This window comes from Kosakonia sp. S57 (assembly GCF_016516575.1).
Lineage (GTDB): Bacteria > Pseudomonadota > Gammaproteobacteria > Enterobacterales > Enterobacteriaceae > Kosakonia > Kosakonia cowanii.
The window spans coordinates 112718-137680 of sequence record NZ_JACVUL010000001.1 but is presented as its reverse complement, the minus strand read 5'-3'; the positions used below and the strand labels follow the sequence as shown (position 1 = coordinate 137680).

At 56.7% G+C, this 24963-nt stretch carries 17 protein-coding genes; 13 read left to right on the top strand and 4 right to left on the bottom strand.

All coding sequences use genetic code 11. The annotated features are described in order from the left end of the window. Positions 1-108: 108 nt before the first annotated feature. The 4 genes from IAE48_RS00685 to IAE48_RS00670 all read left to right on the top strand — a co-directional run bounded on the left by IAE48_RS00685 (position 109) and on the right by IAE48_RS00670 (position 5108). Positions 109-3162 (top strand): FAD-binding and (Fe-S)-binding domain-containing protein, encoded by a 3054-nt coding sequence (locus tag IAE48_RS00685; RefSeq protein ID WP_200133130.1) that lies wholly within the window; start codon positions 109-111, stop codon positions 3160-3162. Further along, positions 3162-3572, top strand: coding sequence for a 1,4-dihydroxy-2-naphthoyl-CoA hydrolase (menI, locus tag IAE48_RS00680; RefSeq protein WP_094420028.1), 411 nt, complete (start codon positions 3162-3164; stop codon positions 3570-3572). The genes IAE48_RS00685 and menI overlap by 1 nt, the downstream gene beginning before the upstream one ends. 208 nt (positions 3573-3780) lie before the next feature. Further along, positions 3781-4695 (top strand): kdo(2)-lipid IV(A) palmitoleoyltransferase, encoded by a 915-nt coding sequence (lpxP, locus tag IAE48_RS00675; protein ID WP_023481826.1) that lies wholly within the window; start codon positions 3781-3783, stop codon positions 4693-4695. Positions 4696-4751: 56 nt separating this feature from the next. Next, entirely contained in the window at positions 4752-5108 is a 357-nt protein-coding gene (locus tag IAE48_RS00670; protein ID WP_233631353.1) for a hypothetical protein, read from the top strand. A gap of 16 nt (positions 5109-5124) precedes the next feature. On the opposite strand, the gene IAE48_RS00665 is transcribed toward IAE48_RS00670, so the two are convergent. Then, the gene (locus IAE48_RS00665; protein ID WP_200133129.1) at positions 5125-5697 is read right to left on the bottom strand and encodes a hypothetical protein; all 573 of its coding nucleotides are present in this window, start codon (positions 5695-5697) and stop codon (positions 5125-5127) included. Between the two features lie 469 nt (positions 5698-6166). After that, entirely contained in the window at positions 6167-6958 is a 792-nt protein-coding gene (locus IAE48_RS00660; protein WP_200133128.1) for an alpha/beta fold hydrolase, read from the bottom strand. Positions 6959-7348: 390 nt separating this feature from the next. On the opposite strand from IAE48_RS00660, the gene sufA reads away from it, so the two are divergent. The 7 genes from sufA (at position 7349) to IAE48_RS00625 (ending at position 13963) form a co-directional block, all read left to right on the top strand. Then, entirely contained in the window at positions 7349-7705 is a 357-nt protein-coding gene (gene sufA / locus IAE48_RS00655) for a Fe-S cluster assembly scaffold SufA (RefSeq protein WP_200133127.1), read from the top strand. Between the two features lie 8 nt (positions 7706-7713). After that, on the top strand, positions 7714-9198 hold the full coding sequence (gene sufB, locus IAE48_RS00650; protein ID WP_076769762.1) for a Fe-S cluster assembly protein SufB: 1485 nt from the start codon (positions 7714-7716) through the stop codon (positions 9196-9198). Between the two features lie 17 nt (positions 9199-9215). Then, positions 9216-9962, top strand: coding sequence for a Fe-S cluster assembly ATPase SufC (gene sufC / locus IAE48_RS00645; RefSeq protein WP_094420024.1), 747 nt, complete (start codon positions 9216-9218; stop codon positions 9960-9962). Further along, positions 9937-11208, top strand: a complete 1272-nt coding sequence (sufD, locus tag IAE48_RS00640) for a Fe-S cluster assembly protein SufD (RefSeq protein WP_200133126.1) — start codon at positions 9937-9939, stop codon at positions 11206-11208. Before sufC ends, sufD begins: the two co-directional genes overlap by 26 nt. After that, positions 11205-12425 carry a cysteine desulfurase SufS gene (sufS, locus tag IAE48_RS00635; protein WP_200133125.1) on the top strand — a complete coding sequence of 407 codons (1221 nt, stop codon included), beginning with the start codon at positions 11205-11207 and terminating at the stop codon, positions 12423-12425. Before sufD ends, sufS begins: the two co-directional genes overlap by 4 nt. A gap of 12 nt (positions 12426-12437) precedes the next feature. Continuing rightward, positions 12438-12854 carry a cysteine desulfuration protein SufE gene (gene sufE, locus IAE48_RS00630; protein WP_042712086.1) on the top strand — a complete coding sequence of 139 codons (417 nt, stop codon included), beginning with the start codon at positions 12438-12440 and terminating at the stop codon, positions 12852-12854. A 98-nt stretch (positions 12855-12952) separates the two neighbouring features. Further along, the gene (locus tag IAE48_RS00625) at positions 12953-13963 is read left to right on the top strand and encodes a L,D-transpeptidase family protein (protein WP_200133124.1); all 1011 of its coding nucleotides are present in this window, start codon (positions 12953-12955) and stop codon (positions 13961-13963) included. A 68-nt stretch (positions 13964-14031) separates the two neighbouring features. Here the strand turns inward: IAE48_RS00625 and IAE48_RS00620 are convergent, their stop codons facing one another. Both IAE48_RS00620 and pykF read right to left on the bottom strand, forming a co-directional pair. Further along, positions 14032-14268 carry a major outer membrane lipoprotein gene (locus IAE48_RS00620; protein ID WP_006118977.1) on the bottom strand — a complete coding sequence of 79 codons (237 nt, stop codon included), beginning with the start codon at positions 14266-14268 and terminating at the stop codon, positions 14032-14034. 312 nt (positions 14269-14580) lie between these two features. Further along, a complete protein-coding gene (gene pykF / locus IAE48_RS00615) occupies positions 14581-15993 on the bottom strand; it encodes a pyruvate kinase PykF (RefSeq protein ID WP_054802861.1) in 1413 nt (470 codons plus the stop codon). Positions 15994-17005: 1012 nt separating this feature from the next. On the opposite strand from pykF, the gene IAE48_RS00610 reads away from it, so the two are divergent. Beyond that, positions 17006-18262, top strand: coding sequence for an autotransporter strand-loop-strand O-heptosyltransferase (locus IAE48_RS00610; RefSeq protein ID WP_200133123.1), 1257 nt, complete (start codon positions 17006-17008; stop codon positions 18260-18262). 31 nt (positions 18263-18293) lie between these two features. Further along, positions 18294-24824 carry an AIDA repeat-containing protein gene (locus IAE48_RS00605; protein ID WP_200133122.1) on the top strand — a complete coding sequence of 2177 codons (6531 nt, stop codon included), beginning with the start codon at positions 18294-18296 and terminating at the stop codon, positions 24822-24824. Positions 24825-24963 lie beyond the last annotated feature (139 nt).

Here is a 24963-nt window from a genome sequence, read left to right as displayed (position 1 = left end):
GCCTGCAATTCTGCTGAGCACCTAAGAAAAAAATGTGATACAACGATGAGGGCTTAAAGCAAACGATTAACTTTTAACAACATTAACTGTCAGGCAGGGTCAAGCATAATGATCCCACAGATTTCCCAGGCACCAGGCGTCGTTCAACTGGTGCTCAATTTTTTGCAAGCACTGGAGCAGCAAGGTTTTACAGGTGATACCGCCACCAGTTACGCCGACCGGCTAAGCATGGCGACAGACAACAGTATTTACCAGCTACTACCCGACGCCGTTCTCTTCCCCCGTTCAACGTCAGACGTTGCCCTGATCACGCGTCTCGCCGCCGAAGCGCGTTTTAAGGCGCTGGTCTTTACCCCGCGCGGCGGCGGTACCGGCACCAACGGCCAGGCGTTGAATCAGGGCATCATTGTTGATATGTCCCGCTATATGAACCGCATTATTGAGATTAACCCCGAAGAGGGGTGGGTGCGTGTTGAAGCGGGCGTCATCAAAGATCAGCTTAACCAGTTTCTTAAACCGTACGGTTTCTTCTTCGCGCCGGAGCTCTCTACCAGCAACCGCGCGACCCTTGGCGGCATGATCAATACCGATGCCTCCGGCCAGGGTTCACTGGTCTACGGTAAAACCTCCGATCACGTACTCGGGCTGCGCGCGGTGCTGCTGGGCGGCGATATCCTTGATACCCAGGCGATGCCGGTTGCGCTGGCCGAAACCCTCGGCAAGGCCAGCACCGCTATCGGGCGCATCTATAAAACCGTGCTCGAGCGTTGTCGCGATAACCGCCAGCTGATTGTCGATAATTTTCCGAAACTCAACCGCTTTCTCACCGGGTACGACTTGCGCCACGTCTTTAATGACGAGATGACCGAGTTTGACCTGACGCGCGTGCTGACCGGCTCGGAAGGCACGCTGGCCTTTATTACCGAAGCGCGGCTTGATATTACCCGCCTGCCGAAAGTGCGCCGGCTGGTGAACATCAAATATGACTCCTTCGACTCCGCACTGCGTAACGCCCCCTTTATGGTCGAGGCACGCGCGCTGTCGGTGGAGACCGTCGACTCGAAAGTGCTCAACCTGGCGCGGGAAGATATCGTCTGGCATTCGGTTAAAGAGCTGATTACTGATGTGCCGGACAAAACCCTGCTTGGCCTCAATATCGTCGAGTTTGCCGGGGATGATGAAGCGTTGATCGATGCACAGGTGGCCTCGCTCTGTCAGCGGCTGGATGAGCTGATGGCGCGTGGCGAAGGCGGCGTGATTGGCTGGCAGCGCTGCGATGAGCTGGCGGCGATTGAACGTATCTATGCGATGCGCAAAAAAGCGGTTGGCCTGCTGGGGAATGCTAAAGGCGCGGCCAAGCCAATTCCGTTTGCGGAAGATACCTGCGTGCCGCCGGAGCACCTGGCCGATTACATTGTTGAGTTTCGTGCGCTGCTCGACGGGCACGGGCTGAGTTACGGCATGTTTGGTCATGTCGATGCCGGTGTGCTGCACGTGCGCCCGGCGCTGGATATGTGCGATCCGCAGCAGGAAGTGCTGATGAAAACTATCTCTGATGAGGTGGTGGCACTGACGGCGAAATATGGCGGGTTATTGTGGGGCGAGCACGGTAAAGGTTTCCGCGCCGAGTACAGCCCGGCCTTCTTCGGCGAGGCGCTGTATGGTGAGCTCAGGAAAATCAAAGCGGCGTTTGATCCTGAGAACCGCCTGAATCCGGGGAAAATCTGCCCGCCGGAGGGGCTTGATGCGCCGATGAAGCAGGTCGATGCGGTTAAGCGCGGGACGTTTGATCGGCAGATCCCGACCACTTCGCGCACGGCCTGGCGTGGGGCGATGGAGTGTAACGGTAACGGGCTGTGCTTTAACTTTGATGTCAAAAGCCCGATGTGCCCGTCGATGAAGATCACTGGCAACCGCATTCACTCACCGAAGGGGCGCGCTACGCTGGTGCGCGAATGGCTGCGCCTGCTGGCTGACCGCGGTATCGATCCGCTGAAGCTTGAGAGAGAGCTGCCGGAAAAACGCACCTCGCTGCGCACCCTTATTGAGCGCACCCGCAACAGCTGGCATGCGCGCCGCGGCGAGTATGATTTCTCCCATGAGGTGAAAGAGGCGATGTCCGGCTGCCTGGCCTGCAAAGCCTGTTCGACCCAGTGCCCAATCAAGATTGATGTTCCGGAGTTCCGCTCCCGTTTTCTGCAAATCTATCACGGTCGCTATCTGCGCCCGCTGCGCGATCATCTGGTGGCGACGGTCGAAAACTATGCACCGCTGATGGCGCGAGCGCCGAAGACTTTCAACTTCTTTATGAGCCAGCCGTGGGTGCGAAACCTGTCGGCGAAACATATCGGCATGGTCGATCTGCCGTTACTCTCAGTACCGTCGTTGCAGCGGCAGATGGTCGGCCATCACTCGGCCAATATGACGCTGGAGCAGCTCGAAGCCCTGAGCGCCGAGCAGCGCGCGAAAACGGTGCTGGTGGTGCAGGATCCCTTCACCAGTTACTACGACGCGCAGGTGGTGGCGGATTTTGTCCGCCTGGTCGAGCGGTTAGGTTACCGCCCGGTAGTGCTGCCCTTTTCACCGAACGGCAAAGCGCAGCACATCAAGGGCTTTCTGAATCGCTTTGCGAAGACAGCGCAGAAGACCGCGGATTTCCTCAACCGCGTTGCGGAGCTGGGGATGCCGATGGTTGGCGTCGATCCGGCGCTGGTGCTCTGTTATCGCGATGAGTACAAGCTGGCGCTGGCGGATAAACGCGGCGATTTCCATGTGCAACTGGTGCATGAGTGGCTACCCGCCGTGCTGGAAAAGGTTGAACCACGCGCCGTGAGCGGCGAGCCGTGGTATCTTTTCGGCCACTGTACCGAAGTGACCGCCTTGCCCGGTGCGCCTGCGCAGTGGGCGGCTATCTTCGCGCGTTTCGGCGCACAGCTGGAAAATGTCAGCGTCGGCTGCTGCGGCATGGCCGGTACTTATGGTCATGAAGTGAAGAACCACGCCAATTCACTCGGTATCTATGAGTTGTCGTGGCATCAGGCGATGCAGCGTCTTCCGCGCAACCGCTGTCTGGCGACGGGCTATTCGTGCCGCAGCCAGGTGAAGCGCATTGAAGGAAACGGTGTGCGCCATCCGTTACAGGCCCTGCTGGAGATGGTGTGATGATCTGGAAACGCGCGGTTACGCTGGAAGCGCTCAACGCCATGGGCGACGGCAATATGGTTGGCCTGCTGGATATCCGTTTTGAGCGCATCAGCGACGATACGCTGGAAGCCTCGATGCCTGTCGATGCGCGTACGCATCAGCCCTTTGGCCTGCTGCACGGCGGCGCCTCGGTGGTGCTGGCTGAAACCCTCGGCTCGGTGGCGGGCTATCTCTGCACGGAAGGGGAGCAAAAGGTGGTCGGTGTGGAGGTCAATGCCAACCACCTGCGCCCGGTGCGCAGCGGGCGGGTGCGCGGCGTCTGTAGCGCCCTGCACACCGGCAGCCGCCATCAGGTGTGGCAGATCGATATCTTCGATGAGCAGGCGCGCCTCTGCTGCTCTTCACGCCTGACCACCGCCGTTGTCTGAAGCGATTTCGGCGGGTTACCGCCGAAAATCTTCACGTTTTATTCACTATTCTTAAGATAACCCATTAGCACTCCGTGCTATATTACGCGCTACGGGATGTAACGCTTGCGCTCTGATGCAAGCGATTGGGCTGTAACGCGTAATGACTTGATGAAGTTCTTCATTGTCTCTTTAAGCGCTACTGGATACAGGCTTGAAGGATTGATGAATGACGGCATTTAAATTAGCTTTTCTCCACCCGCGTTACTGGCTCACCTGGGCTGGTCTGGGTTTTCTCTGGTTGCTGGTGCAACTCCCTTATCCTTTTCTTTCGCGTCTTGGCGCCGGTCTGGGGCGACAATCACGCCGCTTCCTCAAACGCCGCGAGAAGATCGCAAAACGTAATCTCGAACTCTGTTTTCCTGATATGAGCGACGAGATACGCGAAACGCTTATCGCCAAAAACTTTGTCTCGCTGGGCATGGGTCTGATTGAGACCGGCATGGCCTGGTTCTGGTCCGATAAACGCGTGCGTCGCTGGTTTGACGTCGACGGTTATCAGCACTTGCAGGCCGCGCAGGCAAGCCGCCAGGGGGTTATGGTGGTAGGCGTGCACTTTATGTCGCTGGAGCTTGGTGGCCGCGTGATGGGGCTCTGCCAGCCGATGATGGCGACCTATCGGCCGCATAACAGCCCGGTGATGGAGTGGGTGCAAACCCGTGGACGTATGCGTTCCAATAAATCGATGATCGATCGCCGCAACCTGAAAGGGCTGGTACAGGCGCTGAAGCAGGGCGAAGCCGTCTGGTTTGCACCGGATCAGGATTATGGCCGTAAGGGCAGCAGCTTCGCGCCATTCTTCTCGGTCAAAGATGCGGCGACCACCAACGGTACTTTCGTGCTTTCCCGCCTCTCCGGCGCGAAGATGTTGACCGTAACAATGGTGCGTAAAGAGGACAGCTCCGGCTACTCGCTGCACATCGGCCAGGCGCTGGATGATTATCCGGCCCATAACGAATTTGCCGCAGCCAGCTATATGAACCGGGTGATTGAGCGTGAAATCCTGCGCGCGCCGGAACAGTATTTATGGATCCACCGGCGTTTCAAAACGCGCCCGATCGGCGAACCTTCGCTCTACAGCTAATCTTTCTTAACGCCCCGTTTCAGGGGCGTTTTGCCGTTTAATTAAAGGGAGTGGTTATGGTCAGGATTATTGCCGCGGGCTGCTTTGCCCTTTTCTCTGCCTGCTCGTGGTCAGCCGGTATCACGCTGCTCTGCGATGAGTACAGCGTTGAGGTGGAGCCCAACGGGCTGACGGTAAACGGGCGGCACTTCAGCGATCCGCAAGAGAAGCCGTATGAGATTGGCGATCAGTACACCGGGCGTTCGCTCTTTTACAGTGATAAAGAGGATCAGAACGCAGATACAAACTGGGTTGCGATCCATATCATCACGCAGCTGGGAAGCGGTAAAAAAGCCTTTTTCTATTCAGATAAAAACCACACCGATGACAAAGCGATCCTCTGTAGCCAGGGGAAGGAAACGCCGTCACCGTAAAGGCGAGCACAGGGCGTTAACTGCTGAGATTTTCCCATAACTGCAGCTGTGAAAGGGTCAGAGCGTGGGGTAACGCATAGCCTTTAACGGCAGGAAAGAGGCTTTGCCACTCGCTGTCGCCACTCTGCAGAAGGTGCTCTGCGCGATTGTGCAGCCCCAGCATAAAACCGTACGCTTTAATCTCGCGCAAAAAGGGCAGGCTCTGTTGCAGCTCCGCGTGCGCGATGCGCTTATCAAGAACAATCTCGATACGATCCGCTGCGACATCATGGCGGGTGCAGAGATGATGAAGCGTGGCGAGATAATCGCTATCGTTCAGCCGCTGCGGCGGTAACGTAAAGGAGAAACAGAGCGTCTCTTTCTTTTTCGCCAGCTGGCACAGTGTTGTAAAAATAAAATCGGCCACGCTCGGCGGCTGCCCGCATGTTATCTCTACCGGACGGGGGAGTGCAGGGCGATCGCTGTATTCAAAAAAACGCGCGCTCGTCTGGTAACAAAGAATATTTTTCCCCGACAGATCGGTCACCGGCAGAAATTCTGCCGTCACGAGAAGTTTCTTATCAGCAATATCGACTATTATTGATTTCATTTCCCTGATTAAGCTCCCTACTCAAAAGAACAGGACTTTTCCAATATACAAGAGTGCAATTTTACCTACGCAATCATCACATTTGAAAATTGTTTTAAGTGATCGATCTGTTGCTGTTTGATAGCCTCTATCTATTGCTATTACAAAACCGATCGCTTAAATCTATATAATTGGTTAGCGTTATCGGCGTAATATTTGTATTAACGGCATATTATTATCTGTTGGTTTGTTTTGGGTTTTTGTTATCTTCTTGTTATCGCTGATAAAACATCAAAAATTTATTTCTATACTGTCTGAGGAAACCGCCGTGAAACGGGCCTGCGATTGCCGGGTTTTGTTTTTTATGCCGCAATAAAAGCATTAATTGTTTAAACACCAACTCCGCGCTGCCAATAAATCATCGGCCATGATGAAAATAGCGCGGGCGCGCCGGAAGGAAAAAGACGCACCCTGAAGATAAAAATGCCAATTAAGCGTAACGGGTGAGGAAATCAATAATCAGCCGGGTAACAAATTCCGGGTTTTCTCTGTTGCTAATATGGGCAGCACTGGGGATGAGGCTAAATTCACAGCCCACTTTTTCCGCCATCAATTGGCCCTCCAGCGGCGGGCGCGGTAAATCCAGCTCTCCGGTGGCAACCTGCACCGGGCAACTGATTTTCTCCAGCATCGCCATACGATCGGGACGCCCGAAAATGAGCTTGCCAAGCGGAACAATGCTCTCGCGCAGTTGCTCTGCGCTGAGTGCGCCAAGCCGGGCCTTGAGCGCCTGCACATCAGATGGATCGGCATTGTGCGAGTAGAACTGCGAAACCACATACTCCAGCAGCGGCGGGGGAAGGGTGCCAGCAGCGTCAATGGCGTTAAGCATGGCGAAATACTTTTCACGCGCCTCATCCGTTTCACTGCCAACAAAGGTGTCGATCAGCACCAGCGCTTTAACCCGCTCCGGAGCCATTGCGGCGAGTTCTGCGCCCCACATTCCCCCTACCGACAGCCCGACGATGGCAAACTCCTCAATGCCAAGGGCATCCATAATCTGCAGATGATCGGCGGCGAGATCGGCCATGGAGCTTTTCCCTGCTGGCAGCGCGGGGGATTCACCATGTCCCCACAGGTCAGGCACGATGACGCGAAACTGCTTCGCGAGCGCGGTCATCTGCGGTGACCACATGGTTTTATCAAACAGGTAGCTGTGACCAAGCAGGAGGGGTAAGCCGCTGCCGCTATCGATATATGACAGGGTAGATGGTGTCTGCATCACTCTTTTCCTTATAGGGGCGCTCGTTGGCGTGAGCGCGGTAAAAGTGCGTTCATCATATAAAAGATCGATCGCCTCGGGAGCCTGCAAATTCCTATTCTTCAGCGGGCGGTCATCTTTAAGCCCTTCCTATAATAAAAATAGGCATTTCCTATACATTTTTTGCGCTTTTACCGATTTAACGCGTTACGCTTGCTAAAGCCATTATTTATCAATTTATTAATCATTTTTTTACCGCCCTCTACACCCTTTCAACAGGGTCTATGCTTAACAGATACGCTGTAAAAAGGGCCCGTGGGGGAATAACCCTGCGGTAAGAAGGTTGAAGTGAGAATTATTATCACTAACATAGCGTTATGCCCTTCAGCTCAGATGAAGTGAGGTAACACGATGGAATCATTTAACCCCGAAGATTTTGCATGGCGCGGGCTTACCCTGACGCCGGCCGCCGCGGAGCATATCCGTGCACTAACCGAAAAACAGCCCGGCCTTCTTGGCGTGCGGCTTGGCATTAAGCAGACCGGCTGCGCAGGCTTCGGTTATGTGCTCGACACCGTAAGCGAGCCGAACGACGACGACCTGCTGTACGAATCTGATGGCGCTCGCCTCTATGTCCCTTTACAGGCCATGCCGTTTATCGATGGCACCGAAGTGGACTACGTGCGCGAAGGCTTGAACCAGATCTTCAAATTCAATAACCCGAAAGCGCAGCACGAGTGCGGCTGCGGCGAAAGCTTTGGGGTATAGGCGGTACTATGTCTCGTAATACTGAAGCAACTGACGATGTCAAAACCTGGACCGGCAATATCAATTATAAAGAGGGCTTTTTCACCCGGCTGAGTACGGATGAGCTGGCGAAAGGCATCAACGAAGAGGTCGTACGCGCCATTTCGGCGAAACGTAACGAGCCTGAGTGGATGCTGGAGTTTCGCCTGAACGCTTTTCACGCCTGGCTGGAGATGGAAGAGCCGCACTGGTTAAAAGCCCATTACGACAAGCTTAACTACCAGGATTACAGCTACTACTCTGCGCCCTCCTGCGGCAACTGCGATGACGCCTGCGCCTCGCAGCCCGGCGCGGTGCAGCAAACCAACGCCAATACCTGGCTGACGGAAGAGGTCGAAGAGGCCTTTAACCAGCTCGGCGTGCCGGTGCGTGAAGGCAAAGAGGTGGCGGTAGACGCCATTTTTGACTCGGTGTCGGTTGCCACCACCTATCGTGAAAAGCTCTCTGAACAGGGGATTATCTTCTGCTCCTTTGGTGAGGCGATCCACGATCATCCGGAGCTGGTGCAGAAGTACCTCGGTACCGTGGTGCCTTCCAACGATAACTTCTTCGCCGCGCTGAATGCGGCCGTCGCCTCTGACGGCACTTTTATCTACATCCCGAAAGGGGTGCGCTGCCCGATGGAGCTGTCGACCTATTTCCGCATTAACGCGGAGAAGACCGGCCAGTTCGAGCGCACCATTCTGGTGGCGGATGAAGGGAGCTACGTCAGCTATATCGAGGGCTGCTCTGCGCCAGTGCGCGACAGCTACCAGCTGCATGCGGCGGTGGTGGAAGTGATCATCCACAAAGATGCGGAAGTGAAATACTCCACGGTGCAAAACTGGTTCCCGGGCGATAACAACACCGGCGGCATTCTCAACTTCGTCACCAAGCGTGCGCTGTGTGAAGGGGAGAACAGCAAAATGTCGTGGACCCAGTCAGAAACCGGCTCTGCGATCACCTGGAAGTACCCGAGCTGTATCCTGCGCGGCGACAACTCGATTGGCGAATTCTTCTCGGTGGCGCTCACCAGCGGGCATCAGCAGGCGGATACCGGCACCAAGATGATCCACATCGGTAAGAACACCAAATCGACGATTATTTCGAAAGGGATCTCGGCCGGAAAGAGCCAGAACAGCTACCGCGGGCTGGTGAAAATCATGCCGACGGCAACCAACGCGCGAAACTTCACCCAGTGTGACTCAATGCTGATTGGCCCTGATTGTGGCGCGCACACCTTCCCCTATGTCGAGTGCCGCAACAACAGCGCGCAGCTGGAGCATGAAGCGACCACTTCGCGTATCGGTGAAGACCAGCTCTTTTACTGTCTGCAGCGCGGCATCAGCGAAGATGATGCCATCTCAATGATTGTTAACGGCTTCTGTAAAGATGTCTTCTCCGAGCTGCCGCTGGAATTTGCCGTCGAAGCGCAAAAACTGCTGGCTATCAGCCTTGAACACAGCGTCGGTTAAGAATTAAAGGATAATAAATGTTAAGTATCAAAGATTTGCAGGTTGGTGTTGAAGATAAATCGATTCTGCGCGGCCTGAACCTTGAGGTGCGTCCGGGCGAAGTGCACGCCATTATGGGCCCGAACGGCTCCGGGAAAAGTACGCTCTCCGCCACCCTTGCCGGGCGTGAAGATTATGAAGTAACCGGCGGCAGCGTGGAGTTCAAAGGCAAAGATCTGCTGGAGCTGTCACCGGAAGATCGTGCGGGCGAAGGCGTCTTTATGGCCTTCCAGTATCCGGTGGAAATCCCGGGCGTCAGCAACCAGTTCTTCCTGCAAACGGCGCTCAACGCGGTGCGTAAATATCGCGGCGAAGAGGCGCTGGACCGCTTCGATTTTCAGGATTTGATGGAAGAGAAAATTAAGCTGCTGAAGATGCCGGAAGATCTGCTGACCCGTTCGGTTAACGTCGGCTTTTCCGGCGGCGAGAAGAAGCGTAACGACATCCTGCAAATGGCAGTGCTGGAGCCGGAGCTCTGCATCCTTGATGAGACCGACTCGGGGCTCGATATCGATGCCCTGAAGATCGTTGCTGAAGGGGTCAATGCGCTGCGCGATGAGAAACGCGCCTTTATTATCGTCACCCACTACCAGCGCATTCTCGACTACATCAAACCGGACTTTGTGCATGTGCTGTATCAGGGGCGCATCGTGAAATCAGGCGATTTCACGCTGGTTAAGCAACTGGAGGAGCAGGGCTATGGCTGGCTTACCGAACAGCAGTAACGCGCTGCAACAGTGGCACCATCTGTTTGAAACAAAGAGGGGTGCGCACTCCGCCACGGCTGAGCAGCACCTGCAGCAGATGCTGCGTCTCGGCCTGCCGACGCGTAAGCATGAGAACTGGAAATATACGCCGCTGGATGGTCTGTTAAACAGCCAGTTTGTCGCCAGCAGTGCCACCCTCGACGCCGCGCAGCGTGATGCGCTGGCGCTGCCGGTTGACGCGCTGCGTCTGGTCTTTGTCGACGGCTTGTTTAGCGCTGAATTAAGCGACGACACCACCGGCTCCGGGTTTGCGGTAACGGTAAGCGAAGCCGCCGAAAACCTGCCTGCGCCGGTGCAGCCGGAGGTCTTTTTACACCTCACCGAAAGCCTGGCGCAGAGCGTCACCCGCATTGACGTCGCGCGTAATCAGCGCCCTGAAAAGCCGCTGCTGCTGATGCACGTTACCCAAGGGGTGACCGGGGAGGAGATGAACACGGCGCACTATCGCCACCATATCGAACTGGCGCAGGGCGCGGAAGCGACGATCTACGAACACTATGTCAGCCTGAATGGCGCGCGCCATTTTACCGGCTCGCGCTTTACCATGCAGGTCGGCGCGAATGCGCGTCTGCATCACGTCAAGCTGGCTTTCGAGAACCCGCTCAGCTACCACTTTGCCCATAACGATATTGTGCTCGGCGACGATGGCGCAGCCGACAGCCACAGCTTCCTGCTTGGCGGCGCGGTGCTGCGACATAACACCAGTACCCAGCTGAATGGTGAAAACACGCAGCTCAATATCAACAGCCTGGCGATGCCGGTGAAGAGCGAAGTGTGCGACACCCGCACCTGGCTTGAGCACAATAAGGGCTACTGCAACAGCCGCCAGCTGCATAAAACCATTGTCAGCGGCAAGGGGCGGGCGGTATTTAACGGTCTGATCAAGGTGGCGCAGCACGCCATTAAGACCGACGGTCAAATGACCAACAACAACCTGCTGCTCGGTCGTCTTTCGGAAGTGGATACCAAACCGCAGCTGGAAATTTATGCCGATGACGTGAAATGTAGCCACGGGGCGACCATTGGACGTATCGACGATGAGCAGATGTTTTACCTGCGCTCGCGCGGCATTGATGAGAACGCAGCGCAGCAGATGATCATCCATGCCTTTGCCGCTGAGCTGACCGAAGCCATCAGCGACGAGGCGCTAAAACAGCAGATTCTGGCGCGTATCAGCCAGCGTCTTGCAGGGGGCGAAGCATGAGTTTTCCCGTGAACGAGGTACGTGCCGATTTTCCGGTACTGCAACGTGAAGTAAACGGACTCCCGCTGGCATATCTCGACAGCGCCGCCAGCGCGCAAAAACCGAATGCGGTAATCGATGCCGAAGCGGAGTTTTTCCGCCACGGCTATGCCGCAGTGCATCGCGGCATCCATACGCTCAGCGCGGAAGCAACGCAGCGGATGGAAAATGTGCGGGTGCAGGCGGCAAGCTTCCTGAACGCGCGTCTGCCGGAAGAGATCGTGTTTGTGCGCGGCACCACCGAAGGGATCAACCTCGTTGCCAATAGCTGGGGCAACAGCCAGGTAAATGCGGGCGATAACATCATCATTAGCGCCATGGAGCACCATGCCAACATCGTGCCGTGGCAGATGCTCTGTGAGCGGGTAGGTGCCGAGCTACGCGTCATCCCGCTGAATCAGGATGGCACGTTGCAGCTTGAAGTGTTGCCCGGCCTGCTGGATGCGCGGACCAAACTGCTGGCGATTACCCATATCTCTAACGTGCTCGGTACCGAGAACCCTGTTGCTGAGATCATCGCGCTGGCGCATCAGCGCGGCGCGAAGGTGCTGGTGGACGGTGCGCAGGCGGTAATGCATCACGCGATTGATGTGCAGGCGCTCGATTGCGACTTCTACGTCTTCTCCGCCCATAAACTCTATGGGCCGACCGGGATTGGCGTGCTCTACGCTAAAGAGGATATTTTGCAGGCGATGCCGCCGTGGGAAGGGGGCGGGGCGATGATCGCCACTGTCAGCCTCACTGAAGGCACGACCTATGCGAAAGCGCCGTGGCGTTTTGAAGCGGGCACGCCGAACACCGGCAGCATTATGGGCTTTGGCGCGGCGATGGAGTACGTCACGCGCCTCGGTCTGGAAGCGATTGGCGAGTATGAGCAGACGCTGATGCGCTACGCTCTCGATGCGCTGCGCGAGGTGCCGGATTTGACGCTTTACGGCCCGGCCGACAGAAAAGGGGTGATTGCCTTTAATCTTGGCAAACATCACGCCTATGACGTGGGCAGCTTCCTGGATAATTACGGTATTGCGGTGCGTACGGGTCACCACTGTGCGATGCCGCTGATGGCCTTCTATAATGTCCCGGCAATGTGTCGTGCGTCGTTTGCGATGTACAACACGCATGAAGAGGTGGATCGTCTGGTTACCGGCCTGAAACGTATTCATCAGTTACTGGGCTAACAGGGAGCACACATGGCCGCACTACCCGATAAAGAGAAGCTGGTGCGCAACTTTAACCGTTGCGCCAACTGGGAAGAGAAGTACCTCTACATTATTGAACTGGGCCAGCGCTTACCTGCGCTGAGTGCTGAAGCGCATAACGCAGACAATCTTATTCAGGGCTGTCAGAGCCAGGTGTGGATTGTCATGCAGCGCAATGATGAGGGCGTGATTGAGCTGACCGGCGACAGCGATGCCGCCATCGTCAAAGGGCTTATCGCCATTGTCTTCGCCCTCTATCAGCAGATGACCCCGCAGGACATCGTGGCCTTCGATGTACGCCCGTGGTTTGAAAAACTTGCCCTGACGCAGCACTTAACCCCCTCCCGCTCGCAGGGGCTGGAAGCAATGATCCGCGCCATCCGTACCAAAGCTGCCAATCTTAGCTAAACTCAAAAGACCCTTCTATCCTGTTTACGCGGGGCGTTTGCCGCCTCGCTGATTCTTCAGCTTTCTGACAGCCTGTCAGTGATTACAGGAAACACAGCATGAAACGCGCGTCTTTACTTTTTCTTTCTCTTTTTGGTGCATTAAGCACACTTCACCTGGCCCATGCGGCGGAATATAGCCTGCCTGCGAATGGCGGTCGCCTGATTGGCCAGAACCAGACCTACACCGTACAAGCCAGCGATAAAAACCTGCAGGCCATCGCCCGCCATTTTGATACGGCAGCAATGCTGATCCTTGAGGCGAATAACACCATCGCGCCAGTTCCTGCACCGGGCACGACGGTGACGATCCCAACACAAATGCTGCTGCCGGATACACCGCGGGAGGGGATTGTCGTCAACCTCGCGGAGCTGCGGCTCTACTTCTACCCTCCGGGTAAAAATAGCGTGCAGGTCTACCCGATTGGCATTGGCCAGCAGGGGCTGGAAACGCCGGTGTCGGTAACCCGCATCAGTCAGAAAATCCCTAACCCGACCTGGACGCCGACTGCGGGCATCCGTGCGCGCTCGCTGGAGCGTGGCGTAGAGTTGCCGAAAGTGGTGCCCGCCGGGCCAAATAATCCGCTGGGACGCTTTGCCATGCGTCTGGGGATTGGTAATGGCGAGTATCTGATTCACGGCACCAATGCACAGGACAGCGTCGGCTTACGCGTCAGCTCCGGCTGTATCCGCATGAACGCGCCCGATATTGAAGCGCTGTTTGCGCAGGTCGCTGCCGGTACGCGGGTAGCCATCATCAATGAACCGGTGAAGTATGCCGTCGAGCCTGATGGTAAGCACTACATTGAAGTGCATCGCCCACTGGCGCAAACCGTTGAACAGGACACGCAGACGCAGCCTATCGTCTTCTCACCGGCGCTGGGCGCGTTGATTGAGCAGTCTGGCGGCGACCATTCGATGATTGAGAAAGCGCTCTCGCGCCGTGCTGGTTATCCGGTAGTGATTGCGGGCGGGAAAGCCACCTCTGCGTCAACCACGGTATTGTCGGTACAGAACAGCATTAAGCCGACAGCCAGCGTTGAAGGGCAGAGCGAAGTGGTGATGCAGTAGGTAAGAAGGGATAGAAGGAAGGCAAAAAAAATGGCGCACAATGTGCGCCATTTTCATTACAGGTACTCTTACTTACGGTAAGAGTGAGCCTGGTTGTCCAGACGCTGGTTAGCGCGAGCTGCGTCGTCTTTAGCAGCCTGAACGTCAGAACGCACTGCGTTCACGTCGTTGCTCAGCTGGTCAACTTTAGCGTTCAGAGTCTGAACGTCAGAAGACAGCTGATCGATTTTAGCGTTGCTGGAGCAACCAGCCAGCAGAGTAGAACCCAGGATTACCGCGCCCAGTACCAGTTTAGTACGATTCATTATTAATACCCTCTAGATTGAGTTAATCTCCATGTAGCGTTACAAGTATTACACAAAGTTTTTTATGTTGAGAATATTTTTTTGATGAGAATGCACTTAAATTTGATCGTTCGCTCAAAGAAGCACCGACTTTGATTTAACTTGCTAAAAACGCCTATTAAAACAGCGGATTCTCATCGGATTCATCTTAGATAAAGGGCGATTTAAATAGCAAAATCCGATTGAAATTTTTAATTCCATCCGCAAGCAAAAATATTTAAAAAAAAGCGCCGCAAGGGCGCTTTTTTAATCTGTCAAAAAGTCCGGTAATTATTACAGTACGTGGACAGATGCAGTGTTGGTGGTGCCGCTCGGAACCAGCGCGCCGGAGACCATCACTACCACGTCGCCTTTGCTTGCCAGACCGCTTTCCAGCGCCACTTCTTTACCCAGACGGTAGAAATCATCCGTAGAGGAGATCTCTTTCACCAGTTGGGCAACAACGCCTTTGCTCAGCACCAGCTGACGCGCAGTTACTTCATTGGTGGTCAGCGCCAGGATAGTCGCATCCGGGAAGTATTTACGCACAGCGCGCGCAGATTTACCGCCCTGAGTTGCCACCACGATCAGCGGCGCTTCCAGCTTCTCAGCGGTTTCCACTGCGCCACGGCAGACAGCTTCGGTAATACGCAGTTTGCGGCTGTCGTTGTTGTAGTCCAGACGGCTGGTCATCACGCGGTCAGTACGCTCGCAGATGGTTGCCATGATGGAGACGGACTCCAGTGGGTATTTCCCTTTTGCGGATTCGCCAGAGAGCATCACGGCATCGGTGCCGTCGAGGATGGCGTTCGCCACGTCGCCAGCTTCAGCGCGGGTCGGACGCGGGTTTTTGATCATGGAGTCGAGCATCTGGGTAGCGGTGATCACCACTTTACGTGCGCGAATACATTTTTCGATCATCATCTTCTGCGCGAAGATCACCTCTTCAACCGGGATCTCAACGCCCAGGTCGCCACGGGCAACCATGATGCCGTCCGACGCTTCAAGGATCTCGTCGAAGTTGTTCAGGCCTTCCTGGTTTTCAATTTTGGAGATGATCTGGATGTTTTCGCCGCCGTGCGCTTTCAGGTGCTCACGGATTTCAACCACGTCAGAACGCTTACGGATGAAGGAAGCAGCAACGAAATCGACGCCTTGCTCGCAGCCGAAGATCAGATCCTGCTTATCTTTTTCCGCCAGCGCCGGCAGGGCGATAGAGACGCCCGGCAGGTTGACGCCTTTGTTTTCGCCGAGATCGCCGTTGTTCAGCACTTTACAAACAACTTTATTCCCTTCGATGGCGGTCACTTCCATACCGATCAGACCATCGTCGACCAGCACGGTATCGCCGACGCTCAGGTCGTTGGTGAAGCCTTCATAGGTCACGGCAACGGTGTCGCTATTGCCAACAACGGATTTGTCGGTGGTGAAGGTGAAAGTCTGACCCGCTTTCAGCGAAACGTCGTTACCGCCTTCCAGTTTGATGGTGCGGATTTCCGGACCTTTGGTGTCCAGCAGGATGGCCGCTTTCTTACCGGTTTTGCTCATCACGTTGCGCAGGTTCTGGATGCGCTGGCCGTGCTCAGCATAGTCACCGTGAGAGAAGTTCAGACGCATGACGTTCATGCCTGCGTCCAGCATTTTGGTCAACATCTCTTCGGATTCGGTTTTCGGCCCGATGGTGCATACAATTTTGGTCTTTTTCATGACAGTTTCTGGTCTTTAAGTTTGGGTTGAGAAGGAATGGGAATTCACGCTCCGGGATGCGCACGGCGCCGGAGTCAAACCTGTGTTGCGAAAAGAGCGATGCCACAGAATAAGGATAGGTGACATCAAAAAAGCGTGCAGAGGAATGTGTGCCTGAGGTTCAGCCAGTCTGGGAAAACATTGATGTGAGTTATCTGCTTTACAGTTCAATCAGCTGAATCCATTCAAATTAGGATTGCGGCATTATAGCGTCCACAGTGACAGAAAGGAATTAAAAACGCTGTTTCAAAATGCGAATTGATGACCAGCATCGTTTCGTTATGCAACCGTTATCACATAATTGCGCAACCGTTGCACCAGCGTATGCACTTCTTCTGCTGAACAACCCGGCGTCAGCAGTTGCATCAGAATGACCGCATCTTGCGGCAACATTATTGTACAGCTGCGCAAGTGCTTATTTATCGAGCCACTCTTTTGCTGAAAAAAATTAGCAATAAGAAAGTTCCATATATCTCAATTGACTCACGCCTGAGGTCAGGGGATTAAATAAATGCAAAGCAAACTGCTTGCACTCTAATTAATTACCACGATAGCTAATTTTTTAATCACGCCGACCTTTAAGCGAGGCGGATATATCGTTCATTTCGTCAGCATAATCGCAGAAATATATTTTATATTTCCGAATCACTATCACGTTTTTGCACCAAATTTAGATTAAGGAAAATCCTAAAACGCTTGCATTTAAGCGTGGCTAACTTTTTGTTTTAGTTAGTTTCTTCTAACGCAGCGCGAAAGTGGTATAAATCTAAGTTGTTGATATGTATGAATCTTCATTTTTTGAGATAATTTGCAATAAAGCACGGCGTAACTACTCTTAAGCGACTCTTAATGAGAGGCAAAAATTTATAAAAAAATTTGTTCCGGAGAATTACACCCGGAGGTCGGCTGGTGCCTGCTAATTATTTTACCGCCAGCCCTATTTAATGCGTTGACTCTTGATGAAGGTTAGGCGATGACGACTTCCACAGTTGTTGGTCATGGATATGCTTTTATTTCACCGCCGGAAATTCCGACCCAACAGGGGCCGATGGGTATCCTGTATGATTTTAATGACGGTGCCCGTTTATTGTTGCCAGCCGGTAACTGGCGGGTCGAAATAAGCGATGACGAAACGGGAAATATCCTCTTTGCTGACGATGTCGGGCAGGGGTGGGTCATCAGCACGAAAAAATATTATGTGCCGTTTCGTCTGCGGGTCTGGGACGGAGTGCAGGCGGAGCCCGTGCTGGATCATGCGCTGGATATGCGCGGCAAAAGGGTGCTGATCTCTTTTCCCAGCGGCACGCTCGGCGATCTGGTCGGCTGGGTGCCGTACGCCGAACGCTTTCGGCAAACCTACCAGTGCCACGTTGACTGCACGCTGGCGCAACCGATTGTCGATCTCTTCTCGCCGGTCTATCCGCAGCTCAACTTTTCAACCCCGGAAAGCTGGCAGGCCGGGCCTGGCGTGAGCGCGCCGCCCTATGCCAGCTGGCGCGTCGGGCTCTTTTTTAATGGCGATCTCGACAAACAGCCCTTTGATTTTCGCGCCGTTGGCCTGCACCGCACCGCCGGGCATATCCTCGGCGTCGACCCGAGCGAAATTGTCCCGGATCTGCGCCAGCACACTCCGCGCCGCATCGCTGAGCCCTATGTCTGCATCGCCACCCAGTCCACCAGCCAGGCCAAATTCTGGAACAACGGCACCGGCTGGCATGAGGTTATCGATTATCTACAAGCGCAGGGCTACCGCGTGCTTTGCATCGACAAAGAGCGCGTGGTCGGCCGCGGTTACGTCTGGAACAAAATCCCCCACGGCGCGGAAGATTTCACCGGCAATTTGCCGCTGGCTGAACGCGTGGCGCTGCTGGAGCACGCCGACTTTTTTATCGGCCTCGGCAGCGGTCTCTCCTGGCTTGCCTGGGGCTGCCATATCCCGGTGGTGCTGATCAGCGGTTTCAGCCTGCCCAACAGCGAGTTTTATACCCCCTGGCGCGTCATCAACACCCATGTCTGTAACGGCTGCTGGGATGACGTGCGGCTCAATTTTGATCATCAGGACTATTTCTGGTGTCCGCGCCACAAAGGCACGGACCGGCAGTACGAATGCACACGATTTATCACTGGCAAGCAGGTCATCGGCCATTTACGCCGGCTGATTGCCCTGCGAAGCAATCCCTTTGGCATCAAAACAACAGCATTGGCAGACCCCGATCAACACGCCGCATAGCGGATGAGAGACGGGTTTCGAGGACATTGAAATGAAGAAAAGTCTTAACTGCAGTTACCGGCTGGTGTGGAATGACGTTCAGCGGGCGTTCGTGGTGGTTTCCGAACTGACACGGGCAAAAGGCAAGCGCGCAGGCGGCGCGGTATTAATCTCAGCGGCGGTGGGCGGTCTGTTCGCCAGCAGCGGGGCAATGGCATTCACCCCCGATGTCACCGATTCGGTGCGGGATGAGGTGGTGCAGGAGGGCGTACAGAATGTACGCACCGGCGGGTTAACCACTAACCATACTATCGGCAGTCGCGGTACCCAGATCGTGGCGGGCGGTCAGACCGTTGACACCCGCGTTCAGGATGGCGGATCGCAGATCGTGCGCCAGAACGGCCAGACCAGCGGTACCGTGGTCACCAACGGCGTACAGATTGTTGAAGTGGACGGCACGGCAACCGGCTCGCAGCTGAACAGCGGCGGCACGCAGGCGGTCTCCGGTAAGGCGAGCGGCACCGTGGTCGGTGCAGGCGGCGTGCAAACCGTGCTGCAGAGCGGTCTGGCAAGCCAGACGGTGATTAACAACGGCGGCGTACAGGCTGTTAGCGGCAACTCAGTCGAGGGTATTGTTAATGCCGGCGGCACGCAGCTTATCAACAACGGTGGTTTCTCCCAGAATGCGACAGTAAACAGCGGCGGTAGCCAGCATGTTAACGTCGGGGGTTCCGCCGCCGATACCGCTATCTTTGGCGGCGGCAATCAAATTGTTGCCGGTACGGTATCCGGCGCCCACCTCAACGACGGCGGCGCGCAGCTGGTTCAGCAAACCGGTAAAGCCATCGGCACCATCGTCAATAATCGTGGTACCCAGACCGTCGACGGCACCGCGATCTCTGCGGTGGTTAACGGCGGCGGTACCCAACTGGTTCATAGCGGCGGGCTGGCAGCGGGTACTACCGTCAACAGCGGCGGCATCCAGCATATCAAACAGGGCGGCGCAGCCTCCGACGGCGTCGTGTTTGGCGGCGGCACCCAGGTTCTCTCAGGAACCGCATCCGGCACCAGCGTCAGCGACGGCGGTGCGCAGTTAGTCCAGGCAACCGGTAAATCTACCGGGACCATCATCAACAATCGCGGCACACAGACCGTTGACGGCCAGGCGATCGACTCCGTGGTCAATGCGGGCGGTACGCAGCTGGTTAACCGCGGCGGTCTGGCGACCGGCGGCGTGGTTAACACCGGCGGACTACAGCATATCAGCGTAGGCGGTGCGGCATCCGACGCCACTCTGCTCGGCGGCACCCAACTGGTGGAGGGTATGACCTCCGGTACCGTCATCAATAACCGCGGTTTGCAGCAGATCCACGCCAGCGGCATCAGTAAAGACGCGGTGGTTAACGCGGGCGGCGAACAGGATGTTGACGGCGTTTCGCTCTCCGCAGAGGTGAACGACGGCGGCCTGCAAAAAGTGCGCAGCGGCGGCAGCGCGACCAGCGCGGTGATCAACGCCGGTGGGATCCAAAGCGTGCTCACGGGCGGTTCAACCGTTGCCACCACGCTGCTGGGCGGTATTCAGCAACTGGCGGGCGTGGCGGCAGACACCATTATCGGTGCGGGCGGCGTACAGCACGTGCAGGTGGGCGGCAGCGCGACGGGATCGCTTATCAACGACGGCGGCTTGCAGCGTGTGGATGGTACGGCCACTTCATCGGTTATCTATGACGGCGGCACCCAACTGGTCAATAACGGCGGTCTGGCGAAGAGCGCGACCGTTAACAGCGGCGGCCTGCAGCACATTAATGAAGGCGGAGCGGCGTCCGACACCACGGTGTTTGGCGGCGGTAAGCAGGTTGTTGCCGGCACGGCGTCCGGTACCAGCATCAACAACGGCGGTCATCAGCTGGTGCAAGCCACCGGTAAAGCCACCGATACCATTATCAACAGCGGCGGCACCCAGGCGGTAGATGGCGCGGCGATCGCCGCAGTGGTTAATGATGGCGGCGTACAGCTGATCCACTCCGGCGCGCTGGCCAGCGGTTCGCAGGTAAATGCCGGTGGTTTGCAGCATATCAATGAAGGCGGTGCAGCATCTGATGCGCTGCTGTTTGGCGGTACCCAGGTTGTTGAAGGTACGGCATCCAATACCCGCGTCGATGCAGGCGGCGTGCAGCAGGTTCACGCTACCGGCAAAACCACCGACAGCAAAATCTATGACGGCGGTTTCCAGGATGTTGACGGCACGGCAAACGGCACTATCGTCTACAGCGGCGGTAAACAGCTGATCCGCAGCGGCGGTCACGCGAACGATACCCGCGTTGATAAAGATGGCGTGCAGATTGTGCGTGCCAAAGGTGCGGCTTCAAAAACCACCCTGCTGGGCGGAACGCAGCAAGTTGCCGGGCTGGCCGGTGATACGGTTATCGGCGACGGCGGCATTCAGCACGTGCAGGTGGGCGGCATCGCAACGGGATCGCTTATCAACAGTGGCGGTTTGCAGCGCGTTGACGGTTCGGCGACCTCAGCCGTGGTCAACAACGGCGGCGTGCAGCTGGTTAACAGCGGCGGGCTTGCCGCAGGCTCCATCGTCAACAGCGGTGGCCTGCAGCACATCAATGTCGGCGGCGCGGCCTCCGACGGCACGGTATTCGGCGGCGGCAAACAGCTGGTGGCCGGTACGGCTTCCGGCACCAGCGTCAGCGATGGCGGTCAGCAGATCGTGCAGGCGAGCGGCAAAACCACCAATACCCAAATCAACACCGGCGGCGTGCAGAGCGTCGACGGCAATGCCACCTCATCGGTCGTGCGCAACGGCGGTACGCAACTGGTGAACCGGGGCGGCCTAGCGGCAGGCACCACGGTGCACAGCGGTGGCCTGCAGCACATCAATGTTGGCGGCGCGGCCTCCGACGGCACGGTATTTGGCGGCGGCAAACAGGTGGTTGCGGGCACGGCGTCCGGCACCAGCCTGAGCGATGGCGGTCAGCAGATCGTGCAGGCGAGCGGTAAAACCACCGATACCCATATCAACAGCGGCGGCGTGCAGAGCGTCGATGGCACTGCCACCTCGTCAGTTGTTAACGACGGCGGTCAGCAGATTGTCAACAACGGCGGCCTTGCTGCCGGTTCAATCGTCAAAAACGGCGGGGTCCAGCACGTCTCAGCCGGTGGCGCAGCCTCCGACGGCACAGTGTTTGGCGGCGGTACGCAGCTGGTTCAGGGTACGGCTTCCAGCACCAGCATCAGCGACGGCGGTGTACAGCTGATCACGAAAGGTGGCCAGGCACGCGGTACGCTGGTGAACAGCGGTGGCGTCCAGCGCGTAGACGGTCAGTCGTTCGAGGCGGTGATCAATAACGGCGGGCAGCAGATCGTTGACCCGTACGGCTGGTCGCGCCAGAGCGTGATTAACGCGGGCGGCAAGCAGATCCTCAGCAACGCGGCGGTAGCGATCTCCACCGTTCTCAACGGCGGTGAGCAGCACGTCAATAACGGCGCGAAATCCTTCGCCGCGCGCGTGCTGGGCGGAACGCAGAATATCGGCAGCGGCGGCCAGGCCTTCGAAGCGCGTATTGAGAAGGGCGGCGTGCAGAACGTTAACGATGGCGGTTATACCTACGGCGGTACGATCTATGAGGGTGGCAGACAAAACGTTGCCGCTGGCGGCGTCACCGACTTCACCTTCGTCGACGGCGGCCTGCAGGTGGTTGACGGCACGTCGATTGTCAGCATCGTGAAAAACGGCGGGCGTCAGGTGATCAACAAAAATGCCAATGCCGAAGTCTCTATCGTTATCGATGGCGGTATCCAGGAGGTGTACGGCACCACCACCGGTTCGGAAATCACCCGTGCAGAACAGCGCATCTACAGCGGCGGCTCAGCGACCTCTACCGTGCTGAACGACGATGCAGTACAGGGGATTTACGACGGCGCCGTGGTCACCGATACCCGCAACCGTCACGGCATCCAGAATATTTACAGCGGTGGCCGTGCGGAAAACAACCTGATGGATAACTTTGCGGTGCAGAATATCGCCGCCGGGGCCACGGCGGTTAACACCTCGTTGGGCAACGACAGCCAGCAGAACGTGCGCGGCAGCGCGGTGGATACCGATCTCTCCTCGAACAGCGTGCAGAACGTCTACCGCGGCGGTACCGCGACCCGCACAACGCTCTATGAGCGCGGCACGCAGAATATCTACAGCGGTGGTTCATCCGATTTTGCTGTTATCAACGTCGGCGGGATCCAGAACGTGCTGACCGGCGGCATCGCCAGCAACACCACCATCAACGGTGGCGGCACGCAGAACGTCAACAGCGGCGGGACGGTGATCTCCACCATCATCCGCGAGGGCGGGATCCAGAACGTCAATGACGGCGCAATCGTCATCGACAACAAGGTAGTTGGTGATCAGGTGGTTAACCAGGGCGGCACCGTTGCTTCCTCTACCGTTAGCGAAAATGGCGCCCAGAGCGTCACTTTCGGCGGCAAGGCTATCGCCACCACCGTCAGCAAAGGCGGCGCCCAGTTCGTTCGTGCCGGGGGCGTGGCGGATCTGACAGCGATTGAGCGCGGCGGCATGCTGGCGCTGGAAGATGGCGCCACGGTCACCAATATCAATCTCAACAGCGGCGCAGCGCTGATGGCGGGCACCGACACCACGCTTAACGGCACCAACGCTAACGGCAGCTTCTCCATTGCCAATAAGATCGCCGATAGCCTGCTGCTGGAAAGCGGCGGTCTGCTGGCGGTTGCCGTAGACGGTAGCGCCAACAACACCGTGGTCAGCGAGAACGGTACGCTGAGCGTTGCCGAGGGCGGCATGCTGACCGGGGTCACCAAAATCAATGATGGCGGTACGCTGGCCGGTAATGTGAACAACGACGGCGAACTGCGCATCACCACTGCGAACAGCGCCAGCACCGTTAACGCGGCGATCAACGGCAACGGTACGCTCTATAAAGAGGGTAACAACACCCTGACCCTGAGCGGTGCGCTTAATCAGGCGGGCGGCACCTACCTGCAGAGCGGTACGCTGGTGTTCAGCGGGCTGGATGCGGTGACCGACATCATCGCCCAGGCCGGGACCTCTTTGCAGCTGAGCAACGGCTCCACGCTGACCGGGATGATTGACCCGACCGATCTCACCGTCGATGCAGGCTCAAACTGGCTGATGACCGACAGCTCCCTGCTCGACAACCTGACGCTGGGCGGCACCATTGATTACCAGGCACCGACCGGGGCATTTGTACCGAAAACCCTGACCGTCACTAACCTGGTGGGCAATGGCGGCACCATCACCCTTAACACCCTGTTTGATGGTAATACCGCAGTGAGTGACAGCCTGGTACTGGATGGCGGTACTGCCACCGGTAACACCAATATCGCCATTCGCAGCCAGGGCGGCCTCGGGGCACGTACCAGCGGTAACGGCATTCAGGTCGTGAACGCCATTAACGGCGCGACCACCACCGATGATGCTTTCCGTCTGGACGGTAGCCTGCAGGCGGGTGCGTATAACTACACCCTACAACAGGGCAACGCCGACGAGAGCTGGTATCTGACCACCGCTGAGGCAGGCGGTAACGCAGACGGCCCGCAGAACTACCGTTCGGCGATCTACCTCTACAGCTCCGTTTACGCTCAGGCAATGGATTATGACAGTGCGCTCCTCGGCTCGCTGGATGCCCGTCGCTATGCGGCGCGTACCCCGACCGAAGGCGGCAGCAATATGTGGGCCCGTTTCCAGGCCGGTCAACTGAGCCACGATCACGGCGGCAGTGACCTGAGCAATGGCAACACGCCGGAAAGCAAAGGCGGCTACACCTTCCTGCAGATCGGTAGTGATTTGTGGCAGGGTTCAGGCTCTGGCATGGAGTGGACCGCTGGGATCTACGGTGCGGCAGGTCTCTCCGCTATCGACGTGCAGCGTAACAACAAGTCGAAAGCCGGTACGGTTCGCGATGACGCTTACAGCGGCGGCCTCTACCTTAATGGCGTGCATGAGAGCGGCTGGTGGATGGACGTAGTGGCACAGGGTACTCGCCACAACTTCGACACTAATCCGCGCGACGGCGACGGCCTGAAAACCCACGGCTGGGGCTACGTTGGCTCCTTCGAAACCGGTCTGCCGTTTGAGATTGGCAGCGGCCTGGTGCTGGAGCCGCAGGTGCAGTACCAGTATCGCGGCGTGAACCTGAAAGATGGCAGTGATGATGTGGCTGACGTCCAGTTCGGTGATGGTCACAGCCAGCAGGTGCGTGCCGGTCTGCGTCTGGGCAACAATGCGACGCTGAAAGAGAGCGGTAAACCGGTACCGGTAAGCTGGTTTATCCGTCCGTCCTTTATCCAGACCTTCGACTCGAAGGGCACGCTGAACGTTAGCGCGCCGGGTGTGGCAGGCAGCGAAACGTCGTTCAATCCGGATCAGGATGGCACCGCAGCAGCGCTGGATATTGGCATCGATGGCCAGATCCGCGACAACGTGACCCTCGGGGTGCGCGCGGGCTACACCCGCAGCATCGATGACGCGGGTACCGGCGGTTACGGCGGTCAAATCACGCTGAAAGTCGGCTTCTGATAAGCCTTGCAGTAATATGAAAAGCCGCGCCGCAAGGTGCGGTTTTTTTTATCTCTTATTTCTGGGGGAGAATTTTTATCACGACCGGTAACGCGCAGAAGGCGTGATGCTGAAGCTGAGATGAAATAAAGGGGATAAA

Coding starts and splice junctions, on each gene's coding strand:
- IAE48_RS00685 (WP_200133130.1), top strand. CDS start 109: ATGATCCCACAGATTTCCCAGGCACCAGGCGTCGTTCAACTGGTGCTC.
- menI (WP_094420028.1), top strand. CDS start 3,162: ATGATCTGGAAACGCGCGGTTACGCTGGAAGCGCTCAACGCCATGGGC.
- lpxP (WP_023481826.1), top strand. CDS start 3,781: ATGACGGCATTTAAATTAGCTTTTCTCCACCCGCGTTACTGGCTCACC.
- IAE48_RS00670 (WP_233631353.1), top strand. CDS start 4,752: ATGGTCAGGATTATTGCCGCGGGCTGCTTTGCCCTTTTCTCTGCCTGC.
- IAE48_RS00665 (WP_200133129.1), bottom strand. CDS start 5,697: ATGAAATCAATAATAGTCGATATTGCTGATAAGAAACTTCTCGTGACG.
- IAE48_RS00660 (WP_200133128.1), bottom strand. CDS start 6,958: ATGCAGACACCATCTACCCTGTCATATATCGATAGCGGCAGCGGCTTA.
- sufA (WP_200133127.1), top strand. CDS start 7,349: ATGGAATCATTTAACCCCGAAGATTTTGCATGGCGCGGGCTTACCCTG.
- sufB (WP_076769762.1), top strand. CDS start 7,714: ATGTCTCGTAATACTGAAGCAACTGACGATGTCAAAACCTGGACCGGC.
- sufC (WP_094420024.1), top strand. CDS start 9,216: ATGTTAAGTATCAAAGATTTGCAGGTTGGTGTTGAAGATAAATCGATT.
- sufD (WP_200133126.1), top strand. CDS start 9,937: ATGGCTGGCTTACCGAACAGCAGTAACGCGCTGCAACAGTGGCACCAT.
- sufS (WP_200133125.1), top strand. CDS start 11,205: ATGAGTTTTCCCGTGAACGAGGTACGTGCCGATTTTCCGGTACTGCAA.
- sufE (WP_042712086.1), top strand. CDS start 12,438: ATGGCCGCACTACCCGATAAAGAGAAGCTGGTGCGCAACTTTAACCGT.
- IAE48_RS00625 (WP_200133124.1), top strand. CDS start 12,953: ATGAAACGCGCGTCTTTACTTTTTCTTTCTCTTTTTGGTGCATTAAGC.
- IAE48_RS00620 (WP_006118977.1), bottom strand. CDS start 14,268: ATGAATCGTACTAAACTGGTACTGGGCGCGGTAATCCTGGGTTCTACT.
- pykF (WP_054802861.1), bottom strand. CDS start 15,993: ATGAAAAAGACCAAAATTGTATGCACCATCGGGCCGAAAACCGAATCC.
- IAE48_RS00610 (WP_200133123.1), top strand. CDS start 17,006: ATGACGACTTCCACAGTTGTTGGTCATGGATATGCTTTTATTTCACCG.
- IAE48_RS00605 (WP_200133122.1), top strand. CDS start 18,294: ATGAAGAAAAGTCTTAACTGCAGTTACCGGCTGGTGTGGAATGACGTT.